Source organism: Vibrio sp. CDRSL-10 TSBA, assembly GCA_039696685.1.
In the GTDB taxonomy this organism is placed as follows: domain Bacteria; phylum Pseudomonadota; class Gammaproteobacteria; order Enterobacterales; family Vibrionaceae; genus Vibrio.
The window spans coordinates 593,960-619,956 of record CP155565.1 but is presented as its reverse complement, the minus strand read 5'-3'; the positions used below and the strand labels follow the sequence as shown (position 1 = coordinate 619,956).

Sequence of the window (25,997 nt, the reverse complement as noted above, 5' to 3'; positions counted from 1 at the left end):
CTTTGAAAAAAGACGGGGCTTCTTTGAAAATGATAGCGCTTCTTTGAAAAAGAACGGATTGAAATGAAAAAGCCCGCTCAGTGGCGGGCTTGGAACGATTTATATCTGTAAACGCTTAATTACTTGTCGAATACTTCTTTGAAGTCACGTTTCAGGATTGGATCGCGGCGTGCTTTTTTGATCTGTTTAACCATGTCTTTCACACAGTTATGCAGCACCTGGTCAAGCAGCTGGGCACGGTACTCTTCCTTGTCCTGCTCGGTCATGTCTTTAGGCAGGTTCAGAGTCGGGAACTCTTCCATTACGTTGATGCCGGCAAACGCCTGGCTTACTGAGATAAGCGCGTGGAACTGTTCAAAGTTATCGAGAATATTCTGCGCGCTGCCTGGCAGACTATCCCAAGCTTCACGGACCGCTTCTTCGGAAACTTCGTGAATTGAAGTCACCATGTGGAACATACCTTCTGGTACCTGATCAAATTCCAGTACCTGACGCAGTTCTGGAGAAATGGAATCCAGGTCCACTTGTGGGGCTTCTGTTTGTGTAGTGTCTGACATGAAAAAGTTCTCATTGATGAAAACCGCAATGCTAAAAACTTATGGCGAAATGTCAATACAAGTCTCTAAATAAAGCAGTGAAAGCGTGACAAAGTTATGCTATAGCTAAGCATAGAATAGTATTGCACAGAGGTTAATATGGTGAGCACGGGTTCATCGATGAGAATTCTGCTGGTGGATGATGTGCAGTTAGAACGAATGCAGCTCGCGATTCGCCTCAAACAACTGGGCCACTCTGTCGAGGTTGCCTCCAGCGGCCGTGAAGCGATGGAAGTCTTTGCCCGTTTTGATCCCGAGCTGGTATTGCTCGATGTCACTATGCCGGACATTGATGGGTTTGAAGTGGCTCAGGAGCTGCGTAAACGCTATCAAAAGGATTGGGTACCGATTATTTTCCTCAGTAGTCATGACGAACCTTCCATGATCGCGAAAGCGATCGACTCCGGGGGCGATGACTATCTTATCAAGCCGGTTGATAAACTGGTGTTGAGTTCCAAATTACTGGCGATGCAGCGCATTGCTAATATGCGGCGGGAATTGAAGCGCACCACAGCAAAGCTTGAAGAGCTTAATTTGCAGTTGCAGCATCAGGCTAACGAAGATGGCCTGACCAAGGTGTTTAATCGCCGTTTTATGGATGAAAAGCTGGGTGAAATGCTGACCTGGCACGGGCGTCATAACATGCCACTGTCGTTGATTCTGTTCGATGTCGATCATTTCAAATTGTTTAATGACAATTACGGTCATATTGAAGGCGACCGCTGTTTACACACCTTGGCTCAGGCCGCCAACAAGCTGTTTCTGTCGCAGCGGCGAGTTCGTTGGCCGCTATGGTGGGGAAGAGTTTGTGATTATGTTGAGCAACACTGACCAGGAAGGCGCACGCGTTGCGGCGGAAAGGGTGCAGGACGCGATTGAACATATGCACTATCCACATAATTTCAGCCCGGTGGCCAGCCATGTCACTTTATCTCAGGGCGTCGTGACTCTGACGCCTAATGGCAGTGAAACCCTGACCGAAGTCTATCAAGGGGCGGATCAGGCGCTGTATCAGGCCAAAAGCCAGGGCCGTAACGGTTACGTTCAGACTGTGCTGGGTGAGAGCTAACGCTGGTTACACTGCGAATAACCCTGATTATCTCAAAGCAGTAAATATCTCAAAGCAGCCAATAACCGAAAGCATTCAAACAATAAGTTGCAGCCTATCAGGACCGGGTAAAAAGTCCGGGTGCATAAAAAATCCAGGTGTATCGCTACACCTGGATTTTTTTACTCTGAATGCTTACCAGACAGGCTGGTGGGCCGAATCTTCGCTGATGGAAATATTCAGCCCCAGCAAAGTTAACGCCAGTCATCATCCATAAAGGTGCGACCTTCAAGCGAATAGGGATCTTCGTCAAATGGATGCTCTATTTTGCCACGCAGGCGTTCGAGCTTTTGTTCCAGCATATTGACGGTATCAAAATCCCCTTCAGAGCATGCCACGTAGATTTGCTGCTCCAGCGCATCAATACTGTCTCGAATGTTCATCTCGCACCTCCTGTTAGTTTAACGTGAGTTGAGATTCATCATCGGTTCTCAAATCTATTGTAGTCCAGCAGACCGAATTCGATAGGCTGATGTTGCTTGTACCAGGCATGAACTCTATCGCTGAACGGCCAGAAGCGTGGCGAACTACGACGAACTGCAAACCGATCCAGAAGCTTGATGTAGTCTTCTTCACTGTTTAGTGTCTGTAAGCGCTGCACAAGTTCCGGAATCTCGCTTTCTTTGAGACTTAGGTACGCAGCCGGATAGCTTCCGATCACACCGCGTACGATCGTGAGATCATCATTTTTGTAGTCACGATTGTTCTCTTCGTCAAATAAACTCGAGATATTACTGTGCGCGTTTTTGTGCAGAATCGTGAAAAGTTGCGACGGGCCGTTGTCGGTATCAATCATCGCCATGATGATTTGTGGCATCGAACGCAGACCTTCTCCCTTGATATGACTGATGCTGGCCAGTGCTTTTTCATGCGCAGGTGTAAATCCGGTATCAACAATATCGTAACGGTGACTCAGTACCGGTTTCACTTTGTCGATCAGCTTGTCATACAGTTCTGACTTGTAGTCAGTAGTTTTGTACTGCACCTGAGTCGGCTGGTCGAACGGTTTCACGTTACGTAGCAGGAAGTTTGAGAACTGTTTGCTCTGGTCTGCGTACCAGCTCGACATCTCTTTGTGACGCATGCTGCGCGGCAGCAGGGCGACAAAGTTACTTTCGCCTTCCATACGCAGGAAGTCCATAAACATACGGGTCATCAACTGATGTCCGAAGTTACCGTAGACGTCAAACCCTGCCACCAGCAGGTAATGAATACGTTCCAGCAGAGCATAGTCAATCACCCAGGCTGTTTTTGGTTTTTCACCAACCAGGCCCTGTACAACCGACGCACTGTCAAAATGACGCATAATGGTCAGTGCTGCGTTCGGGTTGGTTCCGTTACCATCCCAGATCACATCGGTCGTCAGATGTTTGCCGTCCTTAAACCAGCGGTTGGTAAAGTCGGATTTGGCTTCCAGATAATGCGCCTGCTGGTTGGAGAAACGAATCCAGTTGCTCAGTGGCAGGGTATTACTTTCCAGCTCTGCCGGCAGCTTGAGGTTCTCAGCCTGATCGCGGTAAAACTCATTGACCTCCGGCATGTCTGCTTTGTCCGGGTCAAGGAAGAACACCCAAAAACGGTCATTAATCACGTTCAGCGCCAGCTGACCACGGCATACCGGACCTTTGATGAAGGACATAATGGTGTTTTGTGCATTGTCGAGCATGAACTTAAAGCGTGCTTTTACTGGTAGTTCAATAAAGGAGGTCATCGGGTTCGCGGCCACAGAAGCATCGTAGCTTGGCAGAGCGGTGACTTTATAATCCGCATCGATAAACCATTCACGCCAGTGTTTCATGCGCTCCATGTTCAGTGCGTACGGCATGTGGGTTTTATCCACTGTAGTGCCTTGCTCAGGGATCAGGCGGTAGTAAACACGGTCAACGCCCGGATCGTCATACGGGCGACGTGTGCTGATACGTTTAACCGGCTGTCCGGGCGGTGTTGCCGAGCGAACCAGGTTAAAAAAGCGAGGCGTTTCGCCAGGTTTGGTGATGTCGGAAAAATAAAGGTGTGACAGAAACAGGTGTTCGTAAATGTAACGACCAACAACACGGTTTTTGAGTAAATCTTGATTAAACAGACTTTCGTAATGATTGACCAATGCCTGCTGTTCCATTGTCAGCGGGATATGTTCATTCATCACGCCGCCATTTTTCAGCCAGGTCATCAGAGTATTGTATTCCGACGACTCCAGATTTGGCATGCCAAACGGCATTCCCCAGTTCGGGTAATCTTTCTGGTAGGACTCGTGTTCTTCGAGTGTGACGCATTGTTGGTCACGATCGATTGAGAAATCGAAGCCTTCCAATTGATCCTGCTGAGGTAACGGATGCAGCTCTTTTTGCTTGAGCATACGAGCCATCAGACCTGCCTGAATGTTGGCTTCAGGTGACTGGATGCGCTCATTAAGTACCGGATGAAAGTTGAAGTCGCGCCACTCTTCGGTCAGTTGGGCATCCTCAAACAAACGGGTCGGTGTTGCGGCCGTCAGACGTGTACCATGGTAAACCATGTCTTTACTGCCACCACGGTCGATACCTTCGACAGAAGACATTTTGAGCTGACAGGGCGCATCGTAACAGGCATGACACACCACACAGCGTTTATCAATGATCGGTTTGACCTGATCGAGAAAGAAATGAGCCTGGGCTGATTCAATCGGCGCTTGTCGATCGCGGACCTCTTCATCACCAAACATCTGATCGAAGTTAAAACCGGCCAACACTGCACAGCCGTAGAATAAAGGCACCAACGCAACGACGAATAATTTTCTTAATTTCATTCGGCTAACTTATTGATTAATCGTGCCGTAATTAAAGCAAAAAGCGATAAAGATCACCATTTTTTTCTTCATTTAGTGATTTACGTAGCAGACAGAAAACGGCACTGTGAGCTGCTCAAACCGGGCCATCCAGCGGTATTGATTGTCCTGCAATTTGTCGCCCGGGCCTTTCACTTCAATCCATTCGAACTGACCTTCTTTAAAGGCAATCAGGTCGGGCATGCCATTGCGATAGAGTTTTAAATCACTGAGCATTATCTCGAATAACCCGACCAGGATGTCAGGTGCAAAACACTGCTCCGTAAGCTCAAACAAGGTCTTATCCCATCCGGCCCAAAACACAAATGGGTTAGCCAGCGAGAATTTATTTTGCCAAAGCTCCCACAATGGCATGACGCCTTCATTTCGCAGACGGGTGATTGCCTGTTCTATCCAGAGCTTGCGTTTGCTGGCAAAATCACTGTGATAGAGATCTAGCGGGCGATATTGATAACGGTTGATGAAAGCGCCCTCTACCGGAGCAAATATCGCGTCCCAGAATGTGAGCCCGAACAGGGTATTCAGAAACTGGTTCTCGAGATAATAAACCTGATAACCTTCACTCTCTAATTGTTGTTTGACCGCTAATTCGACCCGTTGCTGTGACAGGTCGAGTTGCAAGTGGCGGGTAGGGTAGGCAGGTTTACTTTCCCGCGCCACTTTATGGCCTTCGAGGCGCAGCAGGCGTTTTTGCAGTGTTTGAGCGACTTCATACTCAGAGTAATTGAGTGGTTGTTGAAACATGGCTTCAACAATGTCACGCATGTGTTGCGCTTGCTCAAGCTTTTCATAGATACGAGCCTGACGTTCACGTGACGGAATCACTTCGGTTTGCTGGTAAATGGTGAGTGCTTTATCCAGACATTGCTGACGTTCATAGTCGCGGGCGATCTGGTTCAACTGGTGCTGTCTGCGCCGCTCGATATAAGCATGCTCACCAGGCTCAGGAAGTTGAGACAATAGCTTATCTAACATCGCTTCATCGGGCTTGGGGTGTTCATCATAATGAGCCTGGATACGGCTCAAAGCGAACAGGTGGTCTACCTGCTGACGGGTTTGAAAGAAGCGACGTTTCTTTACTCAGCGGGTAATGCTCGAAATTATTTAAACCCAGGTCATCAAGGACAAATTGCGAGAAGGTTTGTCGCGTATTAGCGAAAAACAAGATCAACAACAGCTCAATGATGTCACCTTGATTGAGATAGATAATGTCAAAGCTCAGATTCGGCACATGCTCGATCGGCTCTGTCTTCAACGCTTCGATCAGCTGCGGCTTGCGTAATGACCTGCCCAGCCGTGGATAGAGCGCCACAATTTCCGCTTTAGTGAGAAGTTCCCGGGCGACTGCCACGGCATCTACCTCAGGATTGAGGCTGATAAAACCTGAGCGGGCAAGTTCATCCAGTGCATGTGTCTGGTCAGTGATTTCCGCATAGTTGAGTTTATCGCTGCGAAACCAATGCCCTTTGCGTGACAGCAGGCGAACCAGCAGACACTGCGCATCATGAGACAGCCGGTGAAAATCATGACACCATTTTAGCTCACCAGGCTGGAGTAAATCGGTATACCACTCCAATGCGTGTGAGGTCAGCTTGTGAAAGTTCGTCAGATAATAGTCGTCAGGCAAAACGGGTAAAGGTTGCATAATCGGTCAGGCAGTCAATGGGTCCACCTAGGGTAGCCCTATTTGTCAGCGATGAACATATCTGCGGCGACGCATCGCTATAGCAGTCATTAAGTTTCTATAGCGGTCATTAAGTTCTAAACCGGTAACGCAGCGCTAAATCAGTAATCTTAGAAAAACTGTGCGGCATGTCGAAAAGCTAACCAATTGATGTTTAATTGATTATTAACTATGCAAACAACCTGAATTTACGAAAAAACGGTTTTCTTTTTCAATGGTTGTGGCATAGTAGCTTCATCGCTTCGATGCGCGGGCATCGTATAATGGCTATTACCTCAGCCTTCCAAGCTGATGATGCGGGTTCGATTCCCGCTGCCCGCTCCAAGCTTTCTCTTCTGTAGTTAATCCCTGACTAATTCAAATAAAGCGCTTAATTGCGTGTTTTTGCGTTGGTGTTTTTCGTGGCCAGTCGGTGGTGAAAAAATATCCTTATTTCGCGCCGCACCCTGCAATCATTTTGAAACTGTCTATTACTCTATAACTAACCATTGCAATGGAAGTGACTGTGTCGCTTAAACGTTTTTTGTTTTGGAAGAAGGTTATAAATTGAGATTAATCGGAAATTTTGTCCGCTACCTTGGCTAACAGTAAGGCGTTCACTCATTACTTTAGTAAATTAATATTCTATTAAATAATAGATTTAAATTATAAAACATCAATTGTAATGCTACTATCTTCTCTTTTTTTGTAATCATCATATCTAATATAGGTATTGCTAATGTTATGTGTTGTGTGGAAAGGTGGATTTAAATTGTTTGTCTGGAATTAGCTAATTTTCACAGGCGTGGAAAATTCTTAGACTAAATAATCTAATGTATTATGATGACAAGTTATTGTATTTAAAAGGGCGTGCGCCATTATTCAATTTAAATCAAGCTATTTAACTTACTATTTTTTAGTAGATTACTGATAGTGGTTTGTCATGTTTAATTAAGATTAATTCACTGCATTGATGCGTTGCACCTTAAATATATAATCCATCTAAATGTTTAAGGTGGCCACTTTTAAATAAAGTTTGTTGTTTATTATTAATAACTATCTCTATTGATTTTGATGTCTCACCAGATAGAATACGCCCCTGATATTCATTATTATTGACAGAATAATAATGAATGCTTTCTCGCATCCTATTTTTATATAGTGCCAAGTAAACATTCAGGGAAATAACATGTTTCACTCCGACGATCTTTCCGAAGGGAAGGTCCAGTTTTCACGCCGGAAAGTCCTGCTTTCTGGTGCGGTGATTATCGCTGGTGGTGTAGTCACCTCCGCGCTACCGTCATTTGTGATGGCAGAGTCTAAACCATCCAAAAGTTTTTCTCCTTTTATGCAGATTTCTCGCTTGTTGGTGAATCATCAACTGGATGAAGCAGTAGGGCAGCGTATGTTGGCGGTCCTGGAAAGCGAAGAGCAGGGCGTACTGGAGAATATCTATCAGTTAATCGCTATTGCCCGCTCACGTAATGCTTCAATAGTAGAAGATTTCTTCCCTGCGATCCCGCAAGGTGAGTTACAGGATCTGGCTTACAAAATTATCTTTGGTTGGTATACCGGTAGCCTCACTCCGACGCGCACTGCCAAAACCTTCGCTTTCGAGCAGGCTCTTACCTGGCAGACCACGCTGGATGTGATCACGATTCCGTCTTATGGCATCAGTGGTCCGAACAACTGGCAGCGTGTAAACACCCCAGTCCTTCCCGTACCTCAATTCTGAATCTGACAAGAAGAAATTTATGACATCCCCAAATCAGTCACCTGTAGTGATCGTCGGTACCGGCGTTGTCGGCGTGGTGATCGCAGAGCAATTGCTCGATGCCGGTGTTCCGGTCCTTATGATTGAAGCCGGTCCGCGTGTATCACGTGCGGAAATTGTAGAAAACTATCGTAACCTGCCTCTGGCTGCCAAAGGTACGGCGATTGAGTGTTATCCGTCTCGCGAGTGGGCGCCTCACCCGGAGCCGGTCGGCCCGGGTCAGGACTACCTGCAATTAAGCGGTAAAGATGCCTACGCGCAAAGTTACGTCCGTTATGCTGGTGGTTCGACCTGGCATTGGGCCGGAACCTGCTGGCGGATGACGCCGGATGATCTGCGACTGCACAGTCTGTATGGCGTCGGTCGCGACTGGGCCTTCGACTACGATACGCTGGAACCTTACTATGTGCGCGCAGAATACAAACTGGGTATTTGTGGCCCGGATGATCCGGCACTGCAATGGCCGGCGAAGCGCTCCAAGCCTTACCCGATGCCGGCGTTACCGTTTGGTCCTGGAGAAGAGCGTTTTACTGCGGTGGTGCGTGAAAAGCTCGGTCTGCATAATATCCCGACAGCGCAGGCGCGTAACAGCGGCACTTCTTATGATGATCGTCCTGCATGTTGTGCCAACAACAACTGTGTGCCGGTTTGTCCGGTAGGCGCTAAATATGACGGTGCGACCGCGTTATCCCGTCTTGAAGCCAAAGGTGCGACGATTCTGTATAACTCGGTGGTGTGGCGCATTGAAACCAATGCCAAAAACAACATCGAAGCGGTGCATTACTATGACCAGCATAAGCAGACTCATCGGGTGAACGGTAATTTGTTTATCATCGCCTGTAACGGCCTGGAAACACCAAAGCTGCTGCTGATGTCGACCGATTCGCGCAACCCGAACGGGATTGCCAACAGTTCGGATCAGGTTGGTCGTAACATGATGGACCACCCGCAGATCACCATGACGGTAACCTTGGATGAACCTTACTGGGCGGGTGTTGGCCCGGTGGTGAACAGTGGTATTATGGAAACCTCGCAGGGCGATTTCCGCTCACAGCACGCGGGGGCGTATTTCCGATTCAACAACTTTGCCCGTAACCGATTTGTTACCTTCGGTGCGTTGCAGAAAGGCCTAGTGGGTAAAGCGCTGGATGAAGAAATCCGTCGCATGACCGCGTGTACTGCCAATATTGTCATGGCGCATGAGATGCTGCCGGATTCCAATAACCGCCTGACCCTGTCGGATAAAAAAGACTGGCTCGGCCTGCCAAAACCCGCGATCAATTACGATGTGGGTGATTACGTTCGTCGTTCTCACGAGCAGTATTCAAAACCGATTGCCAATGATATTGCCGAGGCGATGGGCGCGATTGATAAGACCTTTTCCAAGCAGTTTAACCCGAGTAAACACATCATGGGCGGTACCATTATGGGCCGTGATCCTGCGACTTCTGTGGTCGATGATGTTTGTCGTTCGCACGATCACCGTAACCTGTTCCTGCCTGGCGGCGGCGCTATGCCGAGTACCGCTTGTGGTAACAGCACAATTACCATGGTCGCGTTGGCATTCAAGGCCGCTGAAGCCATTGTTAAACAGGCTCAGGAGGCGTAATGATGCTGACACTCAAATCCGGCGCGCTCGCGTTGATGCTCGCTCTGGGCTACGGTTCGGCTTATGCTGCTACAGATGTTGCTGCTCATGGTGCCGACGATGCGCTGATCCAAAAAGGTCAGTATCTGGCGGTTGCCTCGGACTGTACCGCGTGTCACACGGCACACGGCGGACAGCCTTTTGCCGGTGGTAAAGCGATTGCTTCCCCGGTAGGTGAGATTATTGCCACCAATATCACGCCGTCAAAAGCGAACGGCATTGGTAACTACACTGAGCAGCAGTTCGCTGATGCGCTGCGTAAAGGTGTTCGTGCTGACGGCGCGCGTCTTTATCCGGCGATGCCTTACACCGCTTATGCCACACTGACTGATGACGATATTCATGCTTTGTATGCGTATTTCATGTCCGGAGTGCAGCCGGTTGATCGTCCGACGGCGGAGACACAACTGCCATTCCCGCTCAATCTGCGTTTCTCTATGATGGTCTGGAATGCACTGTTCCTGAATGATCCTGGTTACCAGCCGGATACGACACAAAGTGATAGCTGGAACCGTGGCCGTTATCTGGTGGACGGGGCCGCGCACTGCAGTACCTGTCATACGCCACGTGGCTTTCTGATGCAGGAAAAATCCGCTGAAGCGATGACTGGCGCTCAGGTTGGTGGTTGGTACGCGCCGAATATTACTTCGGATCCGGTCAGTGGTATTGGTGAGTGGTCACAGCAGGAGCTGGTCACCTATCTGCGTACCGGCCGTCTGGAAGGCAAAGCGCAGGCGGCAGGCAGTATGGCTGAAGCGATTACCCATAGCTTCCGATATCTCTCGGATGAGGATCTGAACGCGATCGCTGAATATATGCATAGTGTGCCGGATCAGACTAACGTATCTTCCGGGCCTTCACGCTTTACTCAGGGAGAAGCGAGTCATAACCTGGTGGCGATCCGCGGCATTGGCTTTAATGAAGCGGTCAGTGATGAAGGCGCCCGTCTGTTTTCCGGCAACTGTTCATCTTGTCACGGCAGCAGCGCGCAAGGCACCAAAGATGGTTTCTATCCAAGCCTGTTCCACAACAGCGCTACGGCAGAGCATAATCCATCGAATTTGATCGCGACCATTCTGTTTGGTGTGGAACGTGATACCGCAGAAGGCGACGTGTTTATGCCTCCGTTTGGCGACCAGCCCAACGCGCTCAATCATTTAGATGATCAGCAGGTGGCAACCTTGTCGAACTGGATCCTGCAGCGTTATGGTAAGCAAGATGTGACGGTGTCACCAGAACAAGTTGCTGAAATCCGCCGTGGCGGTCCGACGTCTCCGCTGGTATTACTGGCGCAACTTGGAGTGGCGGCTGGTGTGTTGGTGCTTATTGCTCTGGTCGGTTGGTTGATGTGGCGTCGTAAGCGTTAAGTCCTAAGCAGGACATTATCGAGCGGTAGCATTAAGTCTGCTGTGTTTAATCCAAAAGGCCAGATTGGTTATAACCAGTCTGGCCTTTTTACTGGCATTTACGATCTCAAAAGCAGAATGTGTGAAGTGTTGTGCGACTTATATGCATACTAACAATGAGATATTTGTGCGAATAAATGTCTGGCTCATAAGTAACTTAATCGATGAAAAGCAAGTTTTAATTTTATTTGAAGATCAAAATGGGCTTTGTGCGTGTTTTGTGCAAGATAAGTAGACGCTAATTCAGAGGCAAACTATAGTTTTAGGAAGCTGTAAATTGTTGTAATAGACGTTCAGGTAGACTTTATGCCAAACCCATTGTTTACAAAGAAAGCTGCTGCACAAACTGCAAAGATTGATACCGTTAAGGTCAATCAGGAAGAGACTCTTTTTCCCTGGAAAGTTGCCCTGATTGATGACGAAGATGATGTGATCACTGTGTCTGAGATGGTGCTAAAACGTGTTCTGGTAGACAGTCGTCCTCTGCAGTTTTTAAAAGCCCATTCAGCAGAAGAAGCCAAACTTCTTTTTGAGCAGCATTCAGACATTGCACTCGCACTGGTCGATGTGGTGATGGAAAATAATCATGCTGGTCTGGAGTTAGTAAAATGGATTCGTGAACGTAATACGTCCACTCGTCTAGTGTTACGCACCGGACAACCGGGTGAGGCACCGGAAGAAGATGTGATTCGTGATTACGACATCAACGATTATAAAAGTAAAACTGAGCTTAATTCTACTCGTCTCAAAACCACCATCTATTCTGCGATTCGTTCTTATCGCGATATTCTCGAAGTTGAGCAGGGCCATCGTGGGCTGGAAGATGTCGTCAGCGCAACAACCCGGGTACTACAAGCCTCGAACAGCGAAGGATTCAGTGAGCAGGTGCGGAAGGAAGCTCAGAATTTACTAGGGCAAGACAACGTTGGTTTTTACCTGAAATATCAGCAGATAAACGCGTTAGGTAATCGGGAACAGATCCTGCTGTCGTTTGATGGGCAGCAATTTAAAATGGAGAGCGGTTTTGACCACGATATTTTCTCGCCTCAGGTCAGTGAATATTTAGACAAGACGTTAAGCCACAAGGCAAATCAGGTCGACATCGGACACTTTTGCAATTTCACGCAGCTTTCGGAAATCAGTGAGAGCTCGACCCTGATAACGTATTCAGTACCAGTTTCTCCAATGACGCTGCGTTTACTCAACGTCTTACTGACCAAGGTATCCATCATTTTTGAGAACCTTACTCGTCGGGAAGATATTGAACGCACCCAGCAAGAGCTGATGTACATTTTGGGTGACGCCATTGAGATGCGCAGCAAGGAGACCGGTTCACATGTACGCAGGGTTTCTCTGATTTGTGAGTTTTTGGCCCAGCGTTTGCGACTGGATGAAAACTTCGTGCAACTGATTAAACACGCGACGCCAATGCATGATATCGGCAAGATTGCGGTACCAGAAACGTATACTACATAAGCCCGGTAAACTGGATGCAGATGAATGGGAAGTGATGAAAACCCATGCCCAGGTTGGTTATGACCTGCTGTGTAAATCCAAACGGGCATTGCCGCAAATGGGCGCGCGGATTGCGCTTTATCATCATGAAAAATGGGATGGTTCTGGTTATCCGTCGGGCTTAAAAGGCCGGGAAATTCCGGTCGAAGGGCGATTGATGGCGATTGCCGATGTGATTGACGCACTTGCCGCCCGTCGCTCTTATAAGGAGCCGTGGAGTGCGGATAAGATTCTTGAACTGCTGAAGCAAGAGCGCGGTCGTCACTTTGACCCGCAGATTTGTGATCTGGCCATTGAACACTTTGCCAGTATTATGGCTCTGCGTGATATCTATCCTGATTAGTGCGCAGAGAGATTGGCCGGGCATTATCGAGCAGAGAGTGGCGTATTGATTTAAATACGCCATTTTTCATCTGTGCCAGTGTTGAGCTGCAATCGAACTTAATGCGTGATATTAACGCTTACACTCTTTCTTTTACTTTCAGGTTTAGCGTGAATTCGACGCCTTCATTTTCCTGACTGCGACAAGTAATGGAGCCATGAAAGGTGTTTTTGACGATATTATAAGTCACATTCAGGCCTAAGCCGCTGCCGCCATTGGCGCGATTGGTGGTAAAGAAAGGATCAAATATCTTGGTAAGATTACTTTTGCTGATCCCCTTGCCATCGTCCTTGTAAATCATCGTAAACTGCTTGGCGCTTTTTTCACGTATGTTGATGTTAATTTTACCGCCTTTCTTGTCTTGAAAACCGTGCGTAATGGAATTGACGATCAGGTTGGTGACAACCTGTGATAAATGTCCCGGGTTGGTGATGACATGGTAGTCTGGCGGGCAATCAACCTCGATATTCGCATTGGCTTTACGTGTCACTGAACCCAGACTGAAAATGATTTCTTCTATGTACTCTTTGAGGTTAATGGCCCGCTCTTCTTCACTGGCTTGATCGACAGCGATCTGTTTAAAACCGCGCACCAGATGTGCAGTCCGGTCGAGATTTTTGAGTACAATTTTCGACAAGTCGGTAGTGTTGCTGAGGTAATCTTCGAACACTTCTTCGCTGAGTTCACCGTTTTGATAGCGCTTACGTATCGCTTCATTCTCTTCCATCAGATGAGTGATTCCCATCAATCCCACACCGACCGGGGTATTGATTTCGTGAGCTACGCCAGCAACCAGTGAGCCAAGGCTGGCCATTTTTTCAGACTCAACCAACTGGTCCTGAGTTTGTTTCAGATGATCAAGCATTTTCTCCAGGTCCTGATTGGTTCTGTCTAATTCTGCGTTACGTTCATACAGTTCCAGCTCTAACTGTTTCTTTTCAGAAATATCCCTAATGGCCGCGTAGATTGAAAAGACGCCGTTTAATTTCACCTTGGTCAGAATCACTTCTGCCCAAAACTTAGTGCCGTCGACTTTCTGGTGCACCCATTCAAAGCGGGTACTGCCTCTGCCTAAAGAATCCTGCAACACCTTACGAACCGAATCTCTTGAAGTTCTTCCGTCTGGCTGCAACTCCGGTGAAAGGTTGATAGGATGTAACCCCATGACCTGATCTTTGTGGGTGAATCCGAATAAGTTCAAAAACGCTTTGTTGCAGTCGATGTACTGATGACCATCAAAAATGGACAGTCCATCCATGGACTCGTTAAACAGGGTCTCAAAGATTTCTTTCTGTTCGGCAAGTTTTAATTCGAGGTCTTTCTTCTCACTAATATTGCGCCAGTTGGTATGTACCACCACATCGCCGTCCAGGATCATAGTGGTGATGATTACTTCACACCAGAATGGCTCCCCGTTGAATTTTTGGTGTATCCACTCAAAGCGGACACTGCCTTCATCGTAGCAGCGGTTGATGTATTCCATGCCTTTCTCTTCCGAGTTGCGACCATCAAATTGGTACTTAGGCGAAAAGTCGAATGGAGTCAGGCCAATAAACTGTTCTTTTTCCTGTAAGCCAACCAACTCGAGCATGGATTGATTACAATCTACAAAAACACCGTCTTTGAAAAGGGCCAGACCATCTTTGGAGTACCGGAATACGGTTTCAAATCCGTTGTCATGTGTGTTCTGTTGTTCCACGTTGACTCTTATCCAGTTGAGTTACAGCCTTGTCTCGTTACTAAATAAGCTAGCAAAGAAACAACAGATTTTCCTAGTCAAATCGAGGAATTCGAACTTATGACAACAAAATGTCGATTTGAGATTTAGTAATGATTTAAAGGTGTTAGGTCGGTGAATGTTATTGAAAAGCAAAACACCAGCCTGAAACTGGTGTTTTATACCTAAATCCTTTTGTCTTCATCGCGTTGCTTAATAAGCTGTGCGACGGCCAGCACGGGATTTATCACCGGTAAATCAGTGTAGGGCGCCAGCAACCCAGCGACATCGGTAGTGGCCATTCCGGTACAGGCAAGGGCAATCACTTGGGCGCCGAGACGCTCACATTCGAGAGCGGCAGCGATGATCGATGCCTTGCCCTCGGCTGTATGAATATCGTGCGTACAGTCCACCTTGTCCGGACGCCGGTAAATCAACTTGCAGTCTCGCAATGCCCGGCTAAAAGCCGCAGGTTGTTCAGGTTCGATGCCCAGAATTCCGATAACATCACCATGTTGACGGGCCAAATGACAGCAAGATTCGCCAGCGCCCATGACCGGAATCGACAGTGCGCTGCGCAGGGCTGCTACTCCGGGATCTGCGGCGCAGCTGACTACGAGCAGATCAATGTCCTTTTGCCATTGTTTCCCCAATGTGTGCCTGATACCAATTAAGGAACGGCTGTATCGTGATATCGGCCTGATGGTGGCGCAGAAACCGACCACTTTCTAAAGCGGCTCAGGAACTGGTTAATGTCATTTTGCAGATCGTCGGAGAAAATCGCAGTTTGCTGCCGCGATCAGACTAAAATTAGCGGATAACATACAGGTTGGAATGTTATCCGCCAGTTCCCCCGGCGATCACCCGGCAAAGATAATTGCGGGTGTAGGTCTGGTTGATGTGAGTTGTGTTGATGTCTGCTATCACGGCCTCGATATCGTGTTTGGCACGGTCAAACAGCAAGCCAGCCACTGTGCCGCTGTGGGCGACATTGATGCCGTATAAGCTGTGTTTTTCAACCAACTGCACAAGCTGAGTGAAGTGGGGCTTCATGACAATATGTTGGCTTTCTATCGCGCTGGTGGTCACGGACCTGCCGAGTTGATAGAGATCCTGCGAGCGCAGGGCTTGTGCAAACTGAACGACCGAGTGTTCTAGCTTAGTGGCGGAGCGCTGCAGCTTCGCCATCCGATCAAGACGGTGATAGCTGGCGGTACATAACTGATGGGTGCTTTCCAGCACCAGAACATCAAGATTGTTTACCGTATCGAACTGTTCAGTCACGGTTCCGCGGTGATGATCAAACAGGGTGAAGCGGCTGAACATAATGCTGTCGCTGGGTTCGATTTGTGCGCACAGCGCAGCCAGTTCGGATTCGGATATGGCTTGGCGATAATGACGATAGGTCGCGGCGATGGTGGCGGCAATATCCGCCGTACTGCTTGCCATGCCTTTGGCGACAGGGATGGTGGAGTCAAACTCGATTTTAAGACCATGACTTTCGCTGGCATCGACGCCAATGGTTCGCAGAGCGAGCTCAAGCGCTTGTCTCATGAGCGGGCGCTGCTGGCTGCTGGCGGCATTGCCGTCAGTGACGCTCACGGTACTGAACCAGTCAATCGGGCAGGAAATCAGTTTTTCGCTGCCACCAATCCAGCCTTGAATAAACTCACCACAAGAGGCCGGGCAGCGGGCTTCAGCCATGAGCAAAAATCATCTGTAAGGCCTCAATCAAACGCTGGTTATCCTGATGGGATTTAATCGCAACGCGATAAAAGGCATCACTCAGGCCAATATAATTGGCACAACTTCGGATTAAAATTCCGTGCTGCATCAGCTCACTTTGCAGCAATGAGTTGGTGCTGAGATGTTTAAAAAACAGGTAGTTGGCGCTCGGTGCAAAGAGTTGCAACTGTTTAAACTGCGCTAGTTCCGTTTGCAGGTAGACTTGCTCCTGTGTCAGCCACTGATAGGTGGTCTGGCAGTAGGAGTCATCTTCAAACAAGATCTCACCGGCCAGCGCTGCCAGTGCGTTGATGGTCCAGGGCTCGCGTTCATCACGAATTTTGGCCAGCAAACGGTGGTCAGAAGAGAGCAGATAACCAAGGCGCAGCCCCGGCAACGCGTAAAACTTAGTCAGCGAACGCAGTACATAAAGGTGAGGGTTGTCTGCTAAACACTGGCTCAGGCTCGGACGACCCGGCATAAAATCAATAAAGGATTCGTCGACAAACAGGTGAATATCCAGTTGCTGACAGCGTTTAATAATCGCTTGCAGCAGTTCTGCATCAGGAATCAGCCCGGTCGGATTATTTGGCGTGCAAATGAACAGGCAGTCCAGTTTCGCCGTGCAGCGCGTCCAGCACGCGCTCAGTGACGGCAAAACCGTCCTCTTCACGTAAGACATAATTGTCGATCGCACAGCCAACCCGGCTTAGGGCGCGGCGATATTCGGCGAAGCTGGGTTCAATCAACAATGCCTTTTGCGGTTTGACATGCTGCGCCCACAGAAAGATCAGCTCAGTGGCACCATTGCCGGCAACGACAGACAGCGGCGAGCAGTGGTGATGAGCGGCGATAGACTGGTGCAGTTGGCGATACTCGATATCCGGATAATGCTGCAGGCAGTCGAGTTGACTGATAATTGCGTCACGAACCTGCGGCGGTATTCCGAGCGGATTGATATTCGCGCTAAAATCGATCACATTCGTCGGGTCGAGATTAAATTGTTCTGCCATTTGCAGTACGTTACCGCCGTGTTGTCCGCTTTTCGCCATATTTACCTTCAATCTTTATCTTATCCGTTATCATGGATGTTGAGCCGCACCAGCTAGCGTAACCGGTATTCCATCCGCTGCTCAATCCTGAGCGGCGTAGCGTACAACTGCCACTGGCGGAAGAAAAGGATTTATCGGCTTAAACCGTGATATCGCGGCCCCGGCGCGAACAATGGTATTGATGTGATGCAGATTCGCACGCGACACAGTATTTAAGATTGAACTCGTTGCGTGAACTCTGTAGTTTAGCCACATTCTGATGGCTTTATCGCTGATACGACAAGGTGTTAGCGGACAAGTAACGATCCTGGAACACAACTATGACAGCAATTTTAATCGCCGGAACCAACAGCGGCAGCGGAAAAACAACCACTACACTCGGTATCCTCAAAGCCTTATGTTTGCGTGGACTGAAAGTCCAGCCGTTCAAAGTCGGACCCGATTACATTGATACTGCGTGGCACGGCAAAGTGGTGGGAACTCAATCCCACAACCTGGATGAATTCATGCTGCCGCCTCACGAACTGCGGGCTCTTTATCAGCAGCAAACGGCGGATAAAGACATTGCAGTTATCGAAGGTGTGATGGGCTTTTACGATGGCTTTGGCACTGATCCTTATTACTGCAGCAGTGCGGGCATGGCGAGAAACGCTGGGTTGTCCGGTGATACTGGTGCTGGACGGCAAAGCCATGTCGACCTCGGCCGCAGCGATTGTCAAAGGCTTTGAGTCGTTTGCGCCGGACATCAATATCGCCGGCGTCATCTTTAACCAAGTCAATACTGAAAACCACTACCAGCTGTTGAAAAATGCCGTTGAGACCTATTGTAATATGCGCGTATTGGGCCGTTTACCTAAACTGGCGGAAGTGGAACTGCCTTCGCGTCACCTTGGCCTGGTCACCGTGCATGAATCACCGGATATGACCGATATGTGGAACCGTTTGGCGGCGGCGGTGGAAGAGTTCATCGATATGGACGCGTTACTCGAAGTCGCACAAACGGCGGCGCCGGCGCAGGTGACTGAGCAGGCCAGTCAGCAACCTGCAGTGCCTGGAGTGCTTGAAAGTGTGGCAGGGATTGGTGAGGGACTGACCATCGCCATTGCGCGCGATCAGGCGTTCAACTTCTATTATCAATCCAATTTGGATCTGCTGGCACAAACCGGTGCCAAGCTGTGTTATTTCAGTCCGATGCACGATGCGCAATTGCCTGAGTGTGACATGGTTTATTTGGGCGGTGGTTATCCGGAGCTGTATGCCGAAACACTGGCTGCCAACGTGTCGATGCGTGAGTCTATTTTGTGTGCTCATCAGGCCAACGTGGCCATTTATGCCGAATGTGGCGGCCTGATGTATCTTGGCTCCAGCCTGCGCGACAAAGAAGATAAAGTGCATGCAATGGTTGGCGTACTGGATGGTCACAGTCATATGACGGCGAGGTTGCAGCGCTTTGGTTACTGCTGTGCTGAGGCGAAAACGGATACCTTACTGTGTAAAGCGGGTCAGGAGTTACGGGGTCACGAATTTCATTACTCCGACTTTGAATCGCAACTGCCAACAGCGTTTGTACTGAGTAAACGTCGTGACGGCGAAGTGCTGTCCGAGTGGCATGGCGGTTACCAGCAAGGCAACACATTAGCCATGTATCTGCATCTGCATTTTGCCCAATCACCTGAGATTCTCAAACAGTGGATCGCGCGGGGCCGCAAGCAATGATTTCACTGGCGGTCTGTATTGGCGCTTTTGTACTGGATGTGCTGCTGGGCGATCCTGTCAACTGGCCGCATCCCATCCGCTGGATTGGCAACACCATCAGCCGCAGTGAGAAAATGCTGCGGCGTTGGTTTACCAGCCCCTCGCAACTCTATATCGCGGGGGGATTACTGTGGATCATCGTGGTTGGATCCAGTGCAGCGGCAACCTGGTTCGCCATCTGGGCAGCGTTTCAAATCCATTGGTTAGCGGGGATCGTGCTGCATTTGTGGCTGGCGTTTACTGTATTAGCAGGCAAGTGTTTGCAGGACTGCGCACTGGACGTGCTCGAAACCGTTGCGGCGCGGTGATATTGCTGAGGCAAGAATCAAGCTTTCTTATATTGTGGGGCGTGATACGCGCTCGCTGGATAAAGATAAAATTACCCGGGCCACAGTAGAAACCGTCGCGGAAAATACCGTAGACGGTATTATCGCACCGCTGTTTTACCTGTTTATCGGTGGCGTGCCGCTGGCAATGGCTTACAAAGCGGTGAATACGCTGGATTCCATGGTTGGGTATAAAAATGAACGTTACCGGGAGCTCGGATGCGTCTCTGCCCGGATCGACGATGCGGCCAATTTCATTCCTGCCCGGTTAACCTGGTTGTTGTTCAGCGGTGCAGCCTGGTTACTGAAACAGGATTATAAAGCGGCGTTTATAATTGGCTGGCGCGATCGCTACCAACATAAAAGCCCGAATTGTGCCTGGTCGGAAGCTGCGGTTGCCGGTGCGCTCGGTATTCGTCTTGGTGGTCCGAACCAGTATTTTGGGGAATGGGTCAATAAACCATGGATAGGTGATGCTCAACGGGCAATCGAAGCTGAGGATATTGTACGGTCGATCAGTTTGATGAAAGCAGCGGCCTGGATTGCTTTGGCTCTGTTCACTACGTGTTATCTGCTGTTCTGATTGTTGTCAGCCAGTTGACTTTCAAAGCGCTCAGTTTGTGTGCAGGGAGTACGGTTTTCGCTAACAGAAAAGGCAAAAAAAACGCCAGTGTAAACTGGCGTGTACCGAATATAGTGGTGTGGAAAAGGACATGGACCTTTAATGGAGTATGCGTAAACAAGACGAATGCTTAAGCGGTTTCCAATTTATCCTTGCTCTCTTACACAAATGTTACTGATTTAATAAGCTTTTATTGCTTAATCCGCTTTTCGGTATTTATGTAGCAGATCGAGCGGAATATGGCAGTAGTCACCCGGATGCAGCGTCAGACGATCCTGATGTTCGTCATCGCTCTTGACGAAGTTGGTCAGTGGCAGAACTTCAACCGCGATTTTGTCTGCATCATGCCGTGCGGTGATGAAATCAGACGCCTGCTGTAAATGCTGCGGATTCACACTGTATACGCCGGTACGATACTTTTCACCGACATCTATTCCCTGTTTATTGACGCTGTAAGGGTCAATAATTTCAAAGAAGTAGCTCATCAATTGTGTGACAGAGACCTGTGATGGATCGAACTGGGTGCGTACACACTCTGAATAACCGTCATAGTCGCCTGAAGTATCGCTGGCGGTGCCGTTCGCACGGCCGGCTTCGGTATGAATAACACCCGGCAGGTGGCGAATAAATTCCTGCACGCCCCACAGACAGCCGCCTGCGAAATAAATTTCTTCCATAGTTTGAATACACTGAATCATGGATGTAGTCGCCAGACTGTAACAAAATTTTGTCGTGACGTAATGAGGGGCGGCCCCTGAATGCCGATTTATTGTGCAAACAGGGACCTGGGGGTGTCCGAATTCACGGCTCAGAGTGATGAATTCAACAGGATGAATAGCCAACCTCAATAGCAGGGTTTTACACTGTAAAACTGTCACTTTGCTTTCTTGGCTGGAAGTGAGGTCAGACGGGTTTTCCGCCCTGTTGGCGAACTGAGGAAACGCTGACTTAATCTCACTGAACTTAGTGCGCCGCCGATAACCTATTACCCATTTATAAGCGATTTTTGCCGCTACAGTTTTGCTCAATTCTCTTTAACTATTGCCTGATAGTCTCAGTCTGTTTCTTTTCTGACATTCATAGCGTATTGTTTTTAAGATATTTTCTGACTGACAAACCGTGGGGGAATTAATGAGCAAAATTTTTATCGTTGGAATTAGCGGTGGCGTGGGCTCTCGACTGGTACCAAAACTGCTAAAAGACGGCCATGAAGTCTCAGGTTTAGTGCGCAGAACAGAAGCGGCGGAAGAGCTGCGTCAGGCTGGTGTCACGCCTTATCTGGGCGATCTGATGGAAATGTCGGTTGAGAAACTGACTGAAATGATTCGCGGTCATGATGTGATAGTGTTCTCGGCTGGTGCGGCGGGCAGCGGCGCGGATCGCACTCGGGTGATTGACTTTGAAACACCGGTCAACCTGACCTTAGCTGCGCAAAGCAGCGGTATCAATCGTCTCTATTTGGTCTCGGCGTTTATGGACTCGCTACGCGGGCAGCAAACCAGCGAAGGCTTTGAATTTTATATGAAAATGAAACGCGCGGCGGACAATGCGCTGGTAGCTTCAGGGCTGGATTATGTCATCGTTCGTCCCGGAACCCTGGTGAGTGAAGAGGGGACTGGTTTGGTCAACCTTGACCGCGCGATTGACTACGGAACAGTCGCCAGAGGCAACGTGGCGGCGGTATTGGCTGAGTTGATCAACACACCACAAATTAAGCAGGAAATCATCGAGCTGACCGATGGCGATATCGCGGTCTCTGAAGCGGTGCAAAATCTGCAGCGCCGTTAAATGGTGAGTCTGCTGTTGCGGTTACAAACTGAAGCTGCTGGAAGGAAGGGCTGCTGTAAACCCGCTCTTTGGTAATCCGGAGTAAGGTGAGAACATCACAGTAATGCCTTATAAAAGCCTGATAAAATCTGGCGAAACCTGACAAAAAGGGCCCGTTCGGGCCCTTTTTGTTCCTGATTGTTTAGCATCCAAATCTCAGGCTAAGCAAGCGCCTTGTTCGGCCTGAGCCACACGCAGTTTCCTGTTGCTGTAACTGGTACATGGCGCGGTAACGTCCGTGCTCGATAGTCATCAACTGCTGATGATTCCCTTGCTCAATCAGGTGACCTTTATCCAGCACCATAATACTGTCGGCATGGTGAATCGTCGACAGACGGTGAGCAACGACAATCATGCTGACCTGGCCACGCAGTTCATTGAGCGCTCTTTGTACCACTTGCTCGGTTTCACTGTCGATGTTGGCTGTCGCTTCATCCAGTAACAGAATTTTAGGGGAGCCAGCCAGGGCCCGGGCAATGATTAGTTGCTGACGCTGGCCGGTGGACAATCTTAAACCACCTTCTCCGAGCTGGGTTTGATACCCGTCCTGCATTTCCATAATGACGTCATGCAGGTGAGCTTGGCTTGCTGCGCGTTCGACGGCTTGCTGAGACAGACCGCGGCCCATATCAATGTTATCGAACACAGTTGTGGCCAGCACAAACGGTTCTTGCGGAATGAACCCGATGCCCTGGCGCAGGGCGTGCTGGTGATACTCTTCAAGATCATGACCATCAATCTTAATGGAACCGGATTGCGGCTGATAAAAACTGAGCAGCAAATTGAGCAGCGTTGATTTCCCGCTGCCGGTATGACCGACAATGGCATAAAACTCGCCCGATTTTATTGTGAAGTTAAGATCATGCAGCACAGGTTTATCCTGCTGATAACTGAACACCAGTTGTTCGACACTCAGGTCACCTTTGGGTATTGCATCAAGATGGGCCTGTTGATGATCGTGTGCCGGTTCCTGCAGCAATTCATAGACCCGGTCACCAGCGACAATCGCTTGCTGGTACAGGCTGAAACGTTGGGTAATTTCCACCAGTGGTTCGGTAAAACGGCCAAGATAGTTTAGATAGGCATACAGTACGCCGACTTCAGCGACACCTTCTACGACTTTGAGGCCGAAGAACCACACCACGCCACCGAGGATCAAAATGCTTAGCAGGTTGATCGCCGGACGCAGCAGCAGTGAACCGACGGTCACGGTTTTCAGTCGAGTGGTGTAATAGGCGTTATTGATGGCATGAAACTGCTGGAATTTCGCCTCTTGCTGGTTGGTGGACTGAATCACCGCCATACCGCTGATGGACTCGTTCATATTAGCGTTGATGTCCGAGCGCAGCTGACGGCTGTCGGTCACTGCTTTCACACTAAACTTCTGATACAAGTAAATTAAGGTCACAACGGCCGGGATCAGCATCAGGGCGACCAGCATCAGATCAACGTCCAGAATCGCCATCGCGGTCAGGATGCCGATCAGCATGATTAAGTTACCGAGAATGCTCGACAGAAACTGCACATAGATATCTTTGATCGATTCAGTGTCATTAGTTATCCGGCTGACTAACTGACCGGTGCGGGCATAGTCAAAAAAGGCCACCGGCAGGGTCAGCACATGTTTGAACAGACGTTTGCGAATATCGAGTACTGCATTGAGGGCAATATCAAGAAAACGCAGCGTCTGTTTGTATTTCAGATAGGTGCCGGCCAGAACCGAGAAAATAAACAGTGCAATGACGCCAGCCACAGGTCCGGTAGGATAGTGGTTAGGCATAACAAATTCATCGATGAAGACTTTACTCAGCATCGGGCCGAGGACATCGAAAGCGGTTGCCAGTACCACTAGGAGTAATGTTTTGATAAACAGCGCTTTTTCTGCAAAAACATAACTCATCAGCATACGCAGAGAGCCGGAACTGGCCGCGGATTTTTTAGTGTCTGTGCTCATTTCAGGTCGTTCTCCAGCGCTTGTTCCATCTGTTGATAGGCCGCCATCCGGGCGTACCAGCCGTCCTGTTCAAGCAGGCTGCGATGATTGCCGTGTTCGACAATTTCGCCATGCGCCATAACGACAATTTGGTCAGCCTGCTCAATAGCAGAAAGGCGATGGCTGACGATGATTAACGTCTGTTCACGGCGCTGCTGCAGATGTTCAATAATGACCTTTTCAGTCTTGATATCGACGGCGGACAGCGCATCATCCAGTACCAGAATCGGTGCGTTGCTGAGCAGCGCGCGTGCAATAGACAAACGTTGACGCTGGCCACCGGAAAGAGTGACACCGCGTTCGCCGACCAGAGTCTGGTAGCCGTCGGGAAATTGCAGAATGTCATCGTGAATGGCGGCCAGACGGGCAGCCTGATACACGTCTTCATCGCTGGCGTCAGATCGGCCAATCCGAATGTTCTCCATGATGCTCATACTGAACAGGAATGCATCCTGCGGAACGTAGGCATACAGGCTGCGCAATTGGGCGAGGGGGATCGACTGAATCGGAGTCTGTCCGACTTCCAGTTTGCCTTCACCCGCTTCCCAGTAGCGCATCAGCAACTGTAACAGTGTTGATTTGCCTGAACCGGTCGCACCGGCGATGCCCAGCACCTGATTTTCCTTTAGTTGCAGGGAGATATTGTGCAGCGCAGGCTGAGTCGTATCCGGATATTGAAAGGTCATCTGTTCGACGTGAATATCATAGCCTGTCACATCCTGTTTGCCCTGATCGCTGATGGAATCAGGCAGATTGAGCAACGCTTCCAGTCGGCCGACGGCGGCATTACCACGCTGGAGAATATTCATCAGCCAGCCAAAGGCGTACATTGGCCAAATCAGCTCAGACAGATATAGGGTAAAGCTGGTCAGTTGACCGACGCTGAGACGTTTCCTGACTGATTTGCCAGCCGCCGACCAGCAGCGCAATTAACAGTGCAGAGCCGAGGCTGAGCTGAATAATCGGATCAAAAAGGGCTTCAGAGCGCTGCACTTTATAAGTTGTTTGCGCGGCCCGCTCGGCAATATTGGCGAATTTATCGTTCTCGATAGACTCGCGCCCCATGGATTTGATCATCCGGATACCCGCAACCGACTGCTGTGCCTGCTCGTTGAGAGTCGAGAACGAATCCAGGGTATGTTTGAACTGATGGTGTATCCGATTCGACAGGCGGTAAAAACCGTAACCCATAAACGGAAACGGAATAATGGCCAGAATAGCGAGTTGCCAGTCAATGAAAACAAACATCATGATCAGGACCAGAATGAAGGTCATCAGACCGTCGAATCCGGAAAGTATGCCTTCACCGGCTGCCATTTCAACCGCATCAATATCATTGGTGGCTCTTGCCATCAGATCGCCGGTGGAATGCAGGTTGTAAAAAGCCTGTCCCTGGCGAAGCAGACGCTGGTAAAAACGCTCGCGCAAGATGTTTCCAAGCTGGTAAGACGTACCAAACAGCATCCGACGCCAGCCATAACGCAGCAGGTAGACCAGTATACTGACGCCAAGCAAGGCGAACAGGTAGAACTCTGTTTGTGAGAAATCTCTGGTTGCCAATAGTTTGTCTATTGCGTTGCCGATAAACCATGGAATGGCCATATTGAGCATGGCCACGGTGAAGAGCATCAGCAGGGCAATAGAGTAAGTAAACTTATGTCGGCGGAAAAACCAGCTTAAGTGTTGAAATAACTGCATGAATTACTGTCCAGATAAGACAAAGATACGTGTTATGTACTGCGGAAATTGTACGATATTCTCGCCGCGTTTTAGTTGGGCGGCATAGATATCGGTATCATTGTTGTTATTGATATCATCTTGATTGTTCTGTGCTTACCGAAAGATTTTATCTTAACCTTGTTAGTGAATAAACACTCTGTGCTGAGACAAGCCAGGAATTACACAATCAGGCAAACATTAAGGATTTTGACCTCTGGCAGCGGCTATCTGCTGTAATCCTACATTACCCGTTGTGGGCCGGCCGAGTCCCGGATTTACCATTGATTAAGCATCTGTTTGAATAATAGCAAAAAAGGGAAGAACCCTGTTCTTCCCTTTTGAACT

22 protein-coding genes, 1 tRNA gene and 2 pseudogenes are annotated in these 25,997 nt (G+C 49.0%); 12 read left to right on the top strand and 13 right to left on the bottom strand.

Annotated elements, in window-relative coordinates; genetic code table 11:
- Window positions 1–119 precede the first annotated feature (119 nt).
- Entirely contained in the window at window positions 120–557 is a 438-nt protein-coding gene (locus ABDK09_02965) for a DUF3069 domain-containing protein (GenBank protein XAW88329.1), read from the bottom strand.
- Between the two features lie 138 nt (window positions 558–695).
- Here ABDK09_02965 and ABDK09_02960 point away from each other — a divergent pair.
- Window positions 696–1,665, top strand: a pseudogene (locus tag ABDK09_02960) (diguanylate cyclase).
- A 233-nt stretch (window positions 1,666–1,898) separates the two neighbouring features.
- Here the strand turns inward: ABDK09_02960 and ABDK09_02955 are convergent.
- The 3 genes and pseudogenes from ABDK09_02955 to ABDK09_02945 form a co-directional block, all read right to left on the bottom strand.
- Window positions 1,899–2,087 (bottom strand): hypothetical protein, encoded by a 189-nt coding sequence (locus ABDK09_02955; protein ID XAW88328.1) that lies wholly within the window; start codon window positions 2,085–2,087, stop codon window positions 1,899–1,901.
- Window positions 2,088–2,125: 38 nt separating this feature from the next.
- Entirely contained in the window at window positions 2,126–4,489 is a 2,364-nt protein-coding gene (locus ABDK09_02950; protein ID XAW88327.1) for a fatty acid cis/trans isomerase, read from the bottom strand.
- Between the two features lie 72 nt (window positions 4,490–4,561).
- A pseudogene (locus ABDK09_02945) lies at window positions 4,562–6,173 on the bottom strand (VRR-NUC domain-containing protein).
- 288 nt (window positions 6,174–6,461) lie between these two features.
- On the opposite strand from ABDK09_02945, the gene ABDK09_02940 reads away from it, so the two are divergent.
- The 6 genes from ABDK09_02940 to ABDK09_02915 all read left to right on the top strand — a co-directional run bounded on the left by ABDK09_02940 (window position 6,462) and on the right by ABDK09_02915 (window position 12,877).
- Window positions 6,462–6,536, top strand: a tRNA-Gly gene (locus tag ABDK09_02940).
- Between the two features lie 844 nt (window positions 6,537–7,380).
- A complete protein-coding gene (locus tag ABDK09_02935; protein XAW88326.1) occupies window positions 7,381–7,926 on the top strand; it encodes a sugar dehydrogenase complex small subunit in 546 nt (181 codons plus the stop codon).
- Between the two features lie 19 nt (window positions 7,927–7,945).
- On the top strand, window positions 7,946–9,574 hold the full coding sequence (locus tag ABDK09_02930; GenBank protein ID XAW88325.1) for a GMC family oxidoreductase: 1,629 nt from the start codon (window positions 7,946–7,948) through the stop codon (window positions 9,572–9,574).
- The gene (locus ABDK09_02925) at window positions 9,574–10,980 is read left to right on the top strand and encodes a cytochrome c (GenBank protein ID XAW88324.1); all 1,407 of its coding nucleotides are present in this window, start codon (window positions 9,574–9,576) and stop codon (window positions 10,978–10,980) included. The genes ABDK09_02930 and ABDK09_02925 overlap by 1 nt, the downstream gene beginning before the upstream one ends.
- 345 nt (window positions 10,981–11,325) lie before the next feature.
- Window positions 11,326–12,495 carry a DUF3369 domain-containing protein gene (locus ABDK09_02920; GenBank protein XAW88323.1) on the top strand — a complete coding sequence of 390 codons (1,170 nt, stop codon included), beginning with the start codon at window positions 11,326–11,328 and terminating at the stop codon, window positions 12,493–12,495.
- Window positions 12,452–12,877 carry an HD domain-containing phosphohydrolase gene (locus ABDK09_02915; GenBank protein XAW88322.1) on the top strand — a complete coding sequence of 142 codons (426 nt, stop codon included), beginning with the start codon at window positions 12,452–12,454 and terminating at the stop codon, window positions 12,875–12,877. Before ABDK09_02920 ends, ABDK09_02915 begins: the two co-directional genes overlap by 44 nt.
- A gap of 118 nt (window positions 12,878–12,995) precedes the next feature.
- Here the strand turns inward: ABDK09_02915 and ABDK09_02910 are convergent, their stop codons facing one another.
- From ABDK09_02910 to ABDK09_02890, 5 genes are all read right to left on the bottom strand, one after another.
- Window positions 12,996–14,615, bottom strand: coding sequence for a PAS domain-containing sensor histidine kinase (locus tag ABDK09_02910; GenBank protein XAW88321.1), 1,620 nt, complete (start codon window positions 14,613–14,615; stop codon window positions 12,996–12,998).
- 203 nt (window positions 14,616–14,818) lie between these two features.
- On the bottom strand, window positions 14,819–15,286 hold the full coding sequence (locus ABDK09_02905; protein XAW88320.1) for an aspartate/glutamate racemase family protein: 468 nt from the start codon (window positions 15,284–15,286) through the stop codon (window positions 14,819–14,821).
- A gap of 184 nt (window positions 15,287–15,470) precedes the next feature.
- Window positions 15,471–16,337 carry a GHMP kinase gene (locus tag ABDK09_02900; protein XAW88319.1) on the bottom strand — a complete coding sequence of 289 codons (867 nt, stop codon included), beginning with the start codon at window positions 16,335–16,337 and terminating at the stop codon, window positions 15,471–15,473.
- Window positions 16,330–17,016: an aminotransferase class I/II-fold pyridoxal phosphate-dependent enzyme gene (locus ABDK09_02895; GenBank protein ID XAW88318.1), complete on the bottom strand. Its 687-nt coding sequence runs from the start codon at window positions 17,014–17,016 to the stop codon at window positions 16,330–16,332. The genes ABDK09_02900 and ABDK09_02895 overlap by 8 nt, the downstream gene beginning before the upstream one ends.
- Window positions 16,943–17,410: an aminotransferase class I/II-fold pyridoxal phosphate-dependent enzyme gene (locus ABDK09_02890; protein XAW88317.1), complete on the bottom strand. Its 468-nt coding sequence runs from the start codon at window positions 17,408–17,410 to the stop codon at window positions 16,943–16,945. Before ABDK09_02890 ends, ABDK09_02895 begins: the two co-directional genes overlap by 74 nt.
- Window positions 17,411–17,730: 320 nt before the next feature.
- Here ABDK09_02890 and ABDK09_02885 point away from each other — a divergent pair, with 320 nt between their 5' ends.
- The 4 genes from ABDK09_02885 to cbiB are packed head-to-tail and all read left to right on the top strand — an operon-like array spanning window position 17,731 to window position 20,074.
- A complete protein-coding gene (locus tag ABDK09_02885; GenBank protein XAW88316.1) occupies window positions 17,731–18,138 on the top strand; it encodes a hypothetical protein in 408 nt (135 codons plus the stop codon).
- Window positions 18,083–19,126, top strand: coding sequence for a cobyrinate a,c-diamide synthase (locus ABDK09_02880; GenBank protein XAW88315.1), 1,044 nt, complete (start codon window positions 18,083–18,085; stop codon window positions 19,124–19,126). The genes ABDK09_02885 and ABDK09_02880 overlap by 56 nt, the downstream gene beginning before the upstream one ends.
- Window positions 19,123–19,473 (top strand): cobalamin biosynthesis protein, encoded by a 351-nt coding sequence (locus ABDK09_02875; GenBank protein ID XAW88314.1) that lies wholly within the window; start codon window positions 19,123–19,125, stop codon window positions 19,471–19,473. The genes ABDK09_02880 and ABDK09_02875 overlap by 4 nt, the downstream gene beginning before the upstream one ends.
- Window positions 19,460–20,074 (top strand): adenosylcobinamide-phosphate synthase CbiB, encoded by a 615-nt coding sequence (gene cbiB, locus ABDK09_02870; protein ID XAW88313.1) that lies wholly within the window; start codon window positions 19,460–19,462, stop codon window positions 20,072–20,074. The genes ABDK09_02875 and cbiB overlap by 14 nt, the downstream gene beginning before the upstream one ends.
- A gap of 236 nt (window positions 20,075–20,310) precedes the next feature.
- Here cbiB and ABDK09_02865 read toward each other — a convergent pair whose 3' ends face one another.
- The gene (locus tag ABDK09_02865) at window positions 20,311–20,790 is read right to left on the bottom strand and encodes a peptide-methionine (S)-S-oxide reductase (protein ID XAW88312.1); all 480 of its coding nucleotides are present in this window, start codon (window positions 20,788–20,790) and stop codon (window positions 20,311–20,313) included.
- A gap of 454 nt (window positions 20,791–21,244) precedes the next feature.
- Between ABDK09_02865 and ABDK09_02860 the strand changes: the two genes are divergently transcribed.
- A complete protein-coding gene (locus tag ABDK09_02860; protein XAW88311.1) occupies window positions 21,245–21,901 on the top strand; it encodes an SDR family oxidoreductase in 657 nt (218 codons plus the stop codon).
- 181 nt (window positions 21,902–22,082) lie between these two features.
- Here the strand turns inward: ABDK09_02860 and ABDK09_02855 are convergent, their stop codons facing one another.
- From ABDK09_02855 to ABDK09_02845, 3 genes are read right to left on the bottom strand one after another with little or no spacing between them, the layout of a single operon-like run.
- Window positions 22,083–23,894 (bottom strand): ATP-binding cassette domain-containing protein, encoded by a 1,812-nt coding sequence (locus tag ABDK09_02855; GenBank protein ID XAW88310.1) that lies wholly within the window; start codon window positions 23,892–23,894, stop codon window positions 22,083–22,085.
- Window positions 23,891–24,862 carry an ATP-binding cassette domain-containing protein gene (locus ABDK09_02850; protein ID XAW88309.1) on the bottom strand — a complete coding sequence of 324 codons (972 nt, stop codon included), beginning with the start codon at window positions 24,860–24,862 and terminating at the stop codon, window positions 23,891–23,893. Before ABDK09_02850 ends, ABDK09_02855 begins: the two co-directional genes overlap by 4 nt.
- The gene (locus ABDK09_02845) at window positions 24,777–25,631 is read right to left on the bottom strand and encodes an ABC transporter transmembrane domain-containing protein (GenBank protein ID XAW88308.1); all 855 of its coding nucleotides are present in this window, start codon (window positions 25,629–25,631) and stop codon (window positions 24,777–24,779) included. The genes ABDK09_02850 and ABDK09_02845 overlap by 86 nt, the downstream gene beginning before the upstream one ends.
- Window positions 25,632–25,997: the final 366 nt, after the last annotated feature.

Bases quoted from the DNA above. Each gene is read 5' to 3' on its own strand.
- ABDK09_02950 (XAW88327.1), bottom strand. From the start codon at position 4,489: ATGAAATTAAGAAAATTATTCGTCGTTGCGTTGGTGCCTTTATTCTAC.
- ABDK09_02965 (XAW88329.1), bottom strand. From the start codon at position 557: ATGTCAGACACTACACAAACAGAAGCCCCACAAGTGGACCTGGATTCC.
- ABDK09_02955 (XAW88328.1), bottom strand. From the start codon at position 2,087: ATGAACATTCGAGACAGTATTGATGCGCTGGAGCAGCAAATCTACGTG.
- ABDK09_02930 (XAW88325.1), top strand. From the start codon at position 7,946: ATGACATCCCCAAATCAGTCACCTGTAGTGATCGTCGGTACCGGCGTT.
- ABDK09_02865 (XAW88312.1), bottom strand. From the start codon at position 20,790: ATGGAAGAAATTTATTTCGCAGGCGGCTGTCTGTGGGGCGTGCAGGAA.
- ABDK09_02860 (XAW88311.1), top strand. From the start codon at position 21,245: ATGAGCAAAATTTTTATCGTTGGAATTAGCGGTGGCGTGGGCTCTCGA.
- ABDK09_02845 (XAW88308.1), bottom strand. From the start codon at position 25,631: ATGCAGTTATTTCAACACTTAAGCTGGTTTTTCCGCCGACATAAGTTT.
- ABDK09_02885 (XAW88316.1), top strand. From the start codon at position 17,731: ATGACAGCAATTTTAATCGCCGGAACCAACAGCGGCAGCGGAAAAACA.
- ABDK09_02920 (XAW88323.1), top strand. From the start codon at position 11,326: ATGCCAAACCCATTGTTTACAAAGAAAGCTGCTGCACAAACTGCAAAG.
- ABDK09_02900 (XAW88319.1), bottom strand. From the start codon at position 16,337: ATGGCTGAAGCCCGCTGCCCGGCCTCTTGTGGTGAGTTTATTCAAGGC.
- ABDK09_02875 (XAW88314.1), top strand. From the start codon at position 19,123: ATGATTTCACTGGCGGTCTGTATTGGCGCTTTTGTACTGGATGTGCTG.
- ABDK09_02890 (XAW88317.1), bottom strand. From the start codon at position 17,410: ATGGCGAAAAGCGGACAACACGGCGGTAACGTACTGCAAATGGCAGAA.
- ABDK09_02935 (XAW88326.1), top strand. From the start codon at position 7,381: ATGTTTCACTCCGACGATCTTTCCGAAGGGAAGGTCCAGTTTTCACGC.
- ABDK09_02925 (XAW88324.1), top strand. From the start codon at position 9,574: ATGATGCTGACACTCAAATCCGGCGCGCTCGCGTTGATGCTCGCTCTG.
- ABDK09_02855 (XAW88310.1), bottom strand. From the start codon at position 23,894: ATGAGCACAGACACTAAAAAATCCGCGGCCAGTTCCGGCTCTCTGCGT.
- ABDK09_02915 (XAW88322.1), top strand. From the start codon at position 12,452: ATGATATCGGCAAGATTGCGGTACCAGAAACGTATACTACATAAGCCC.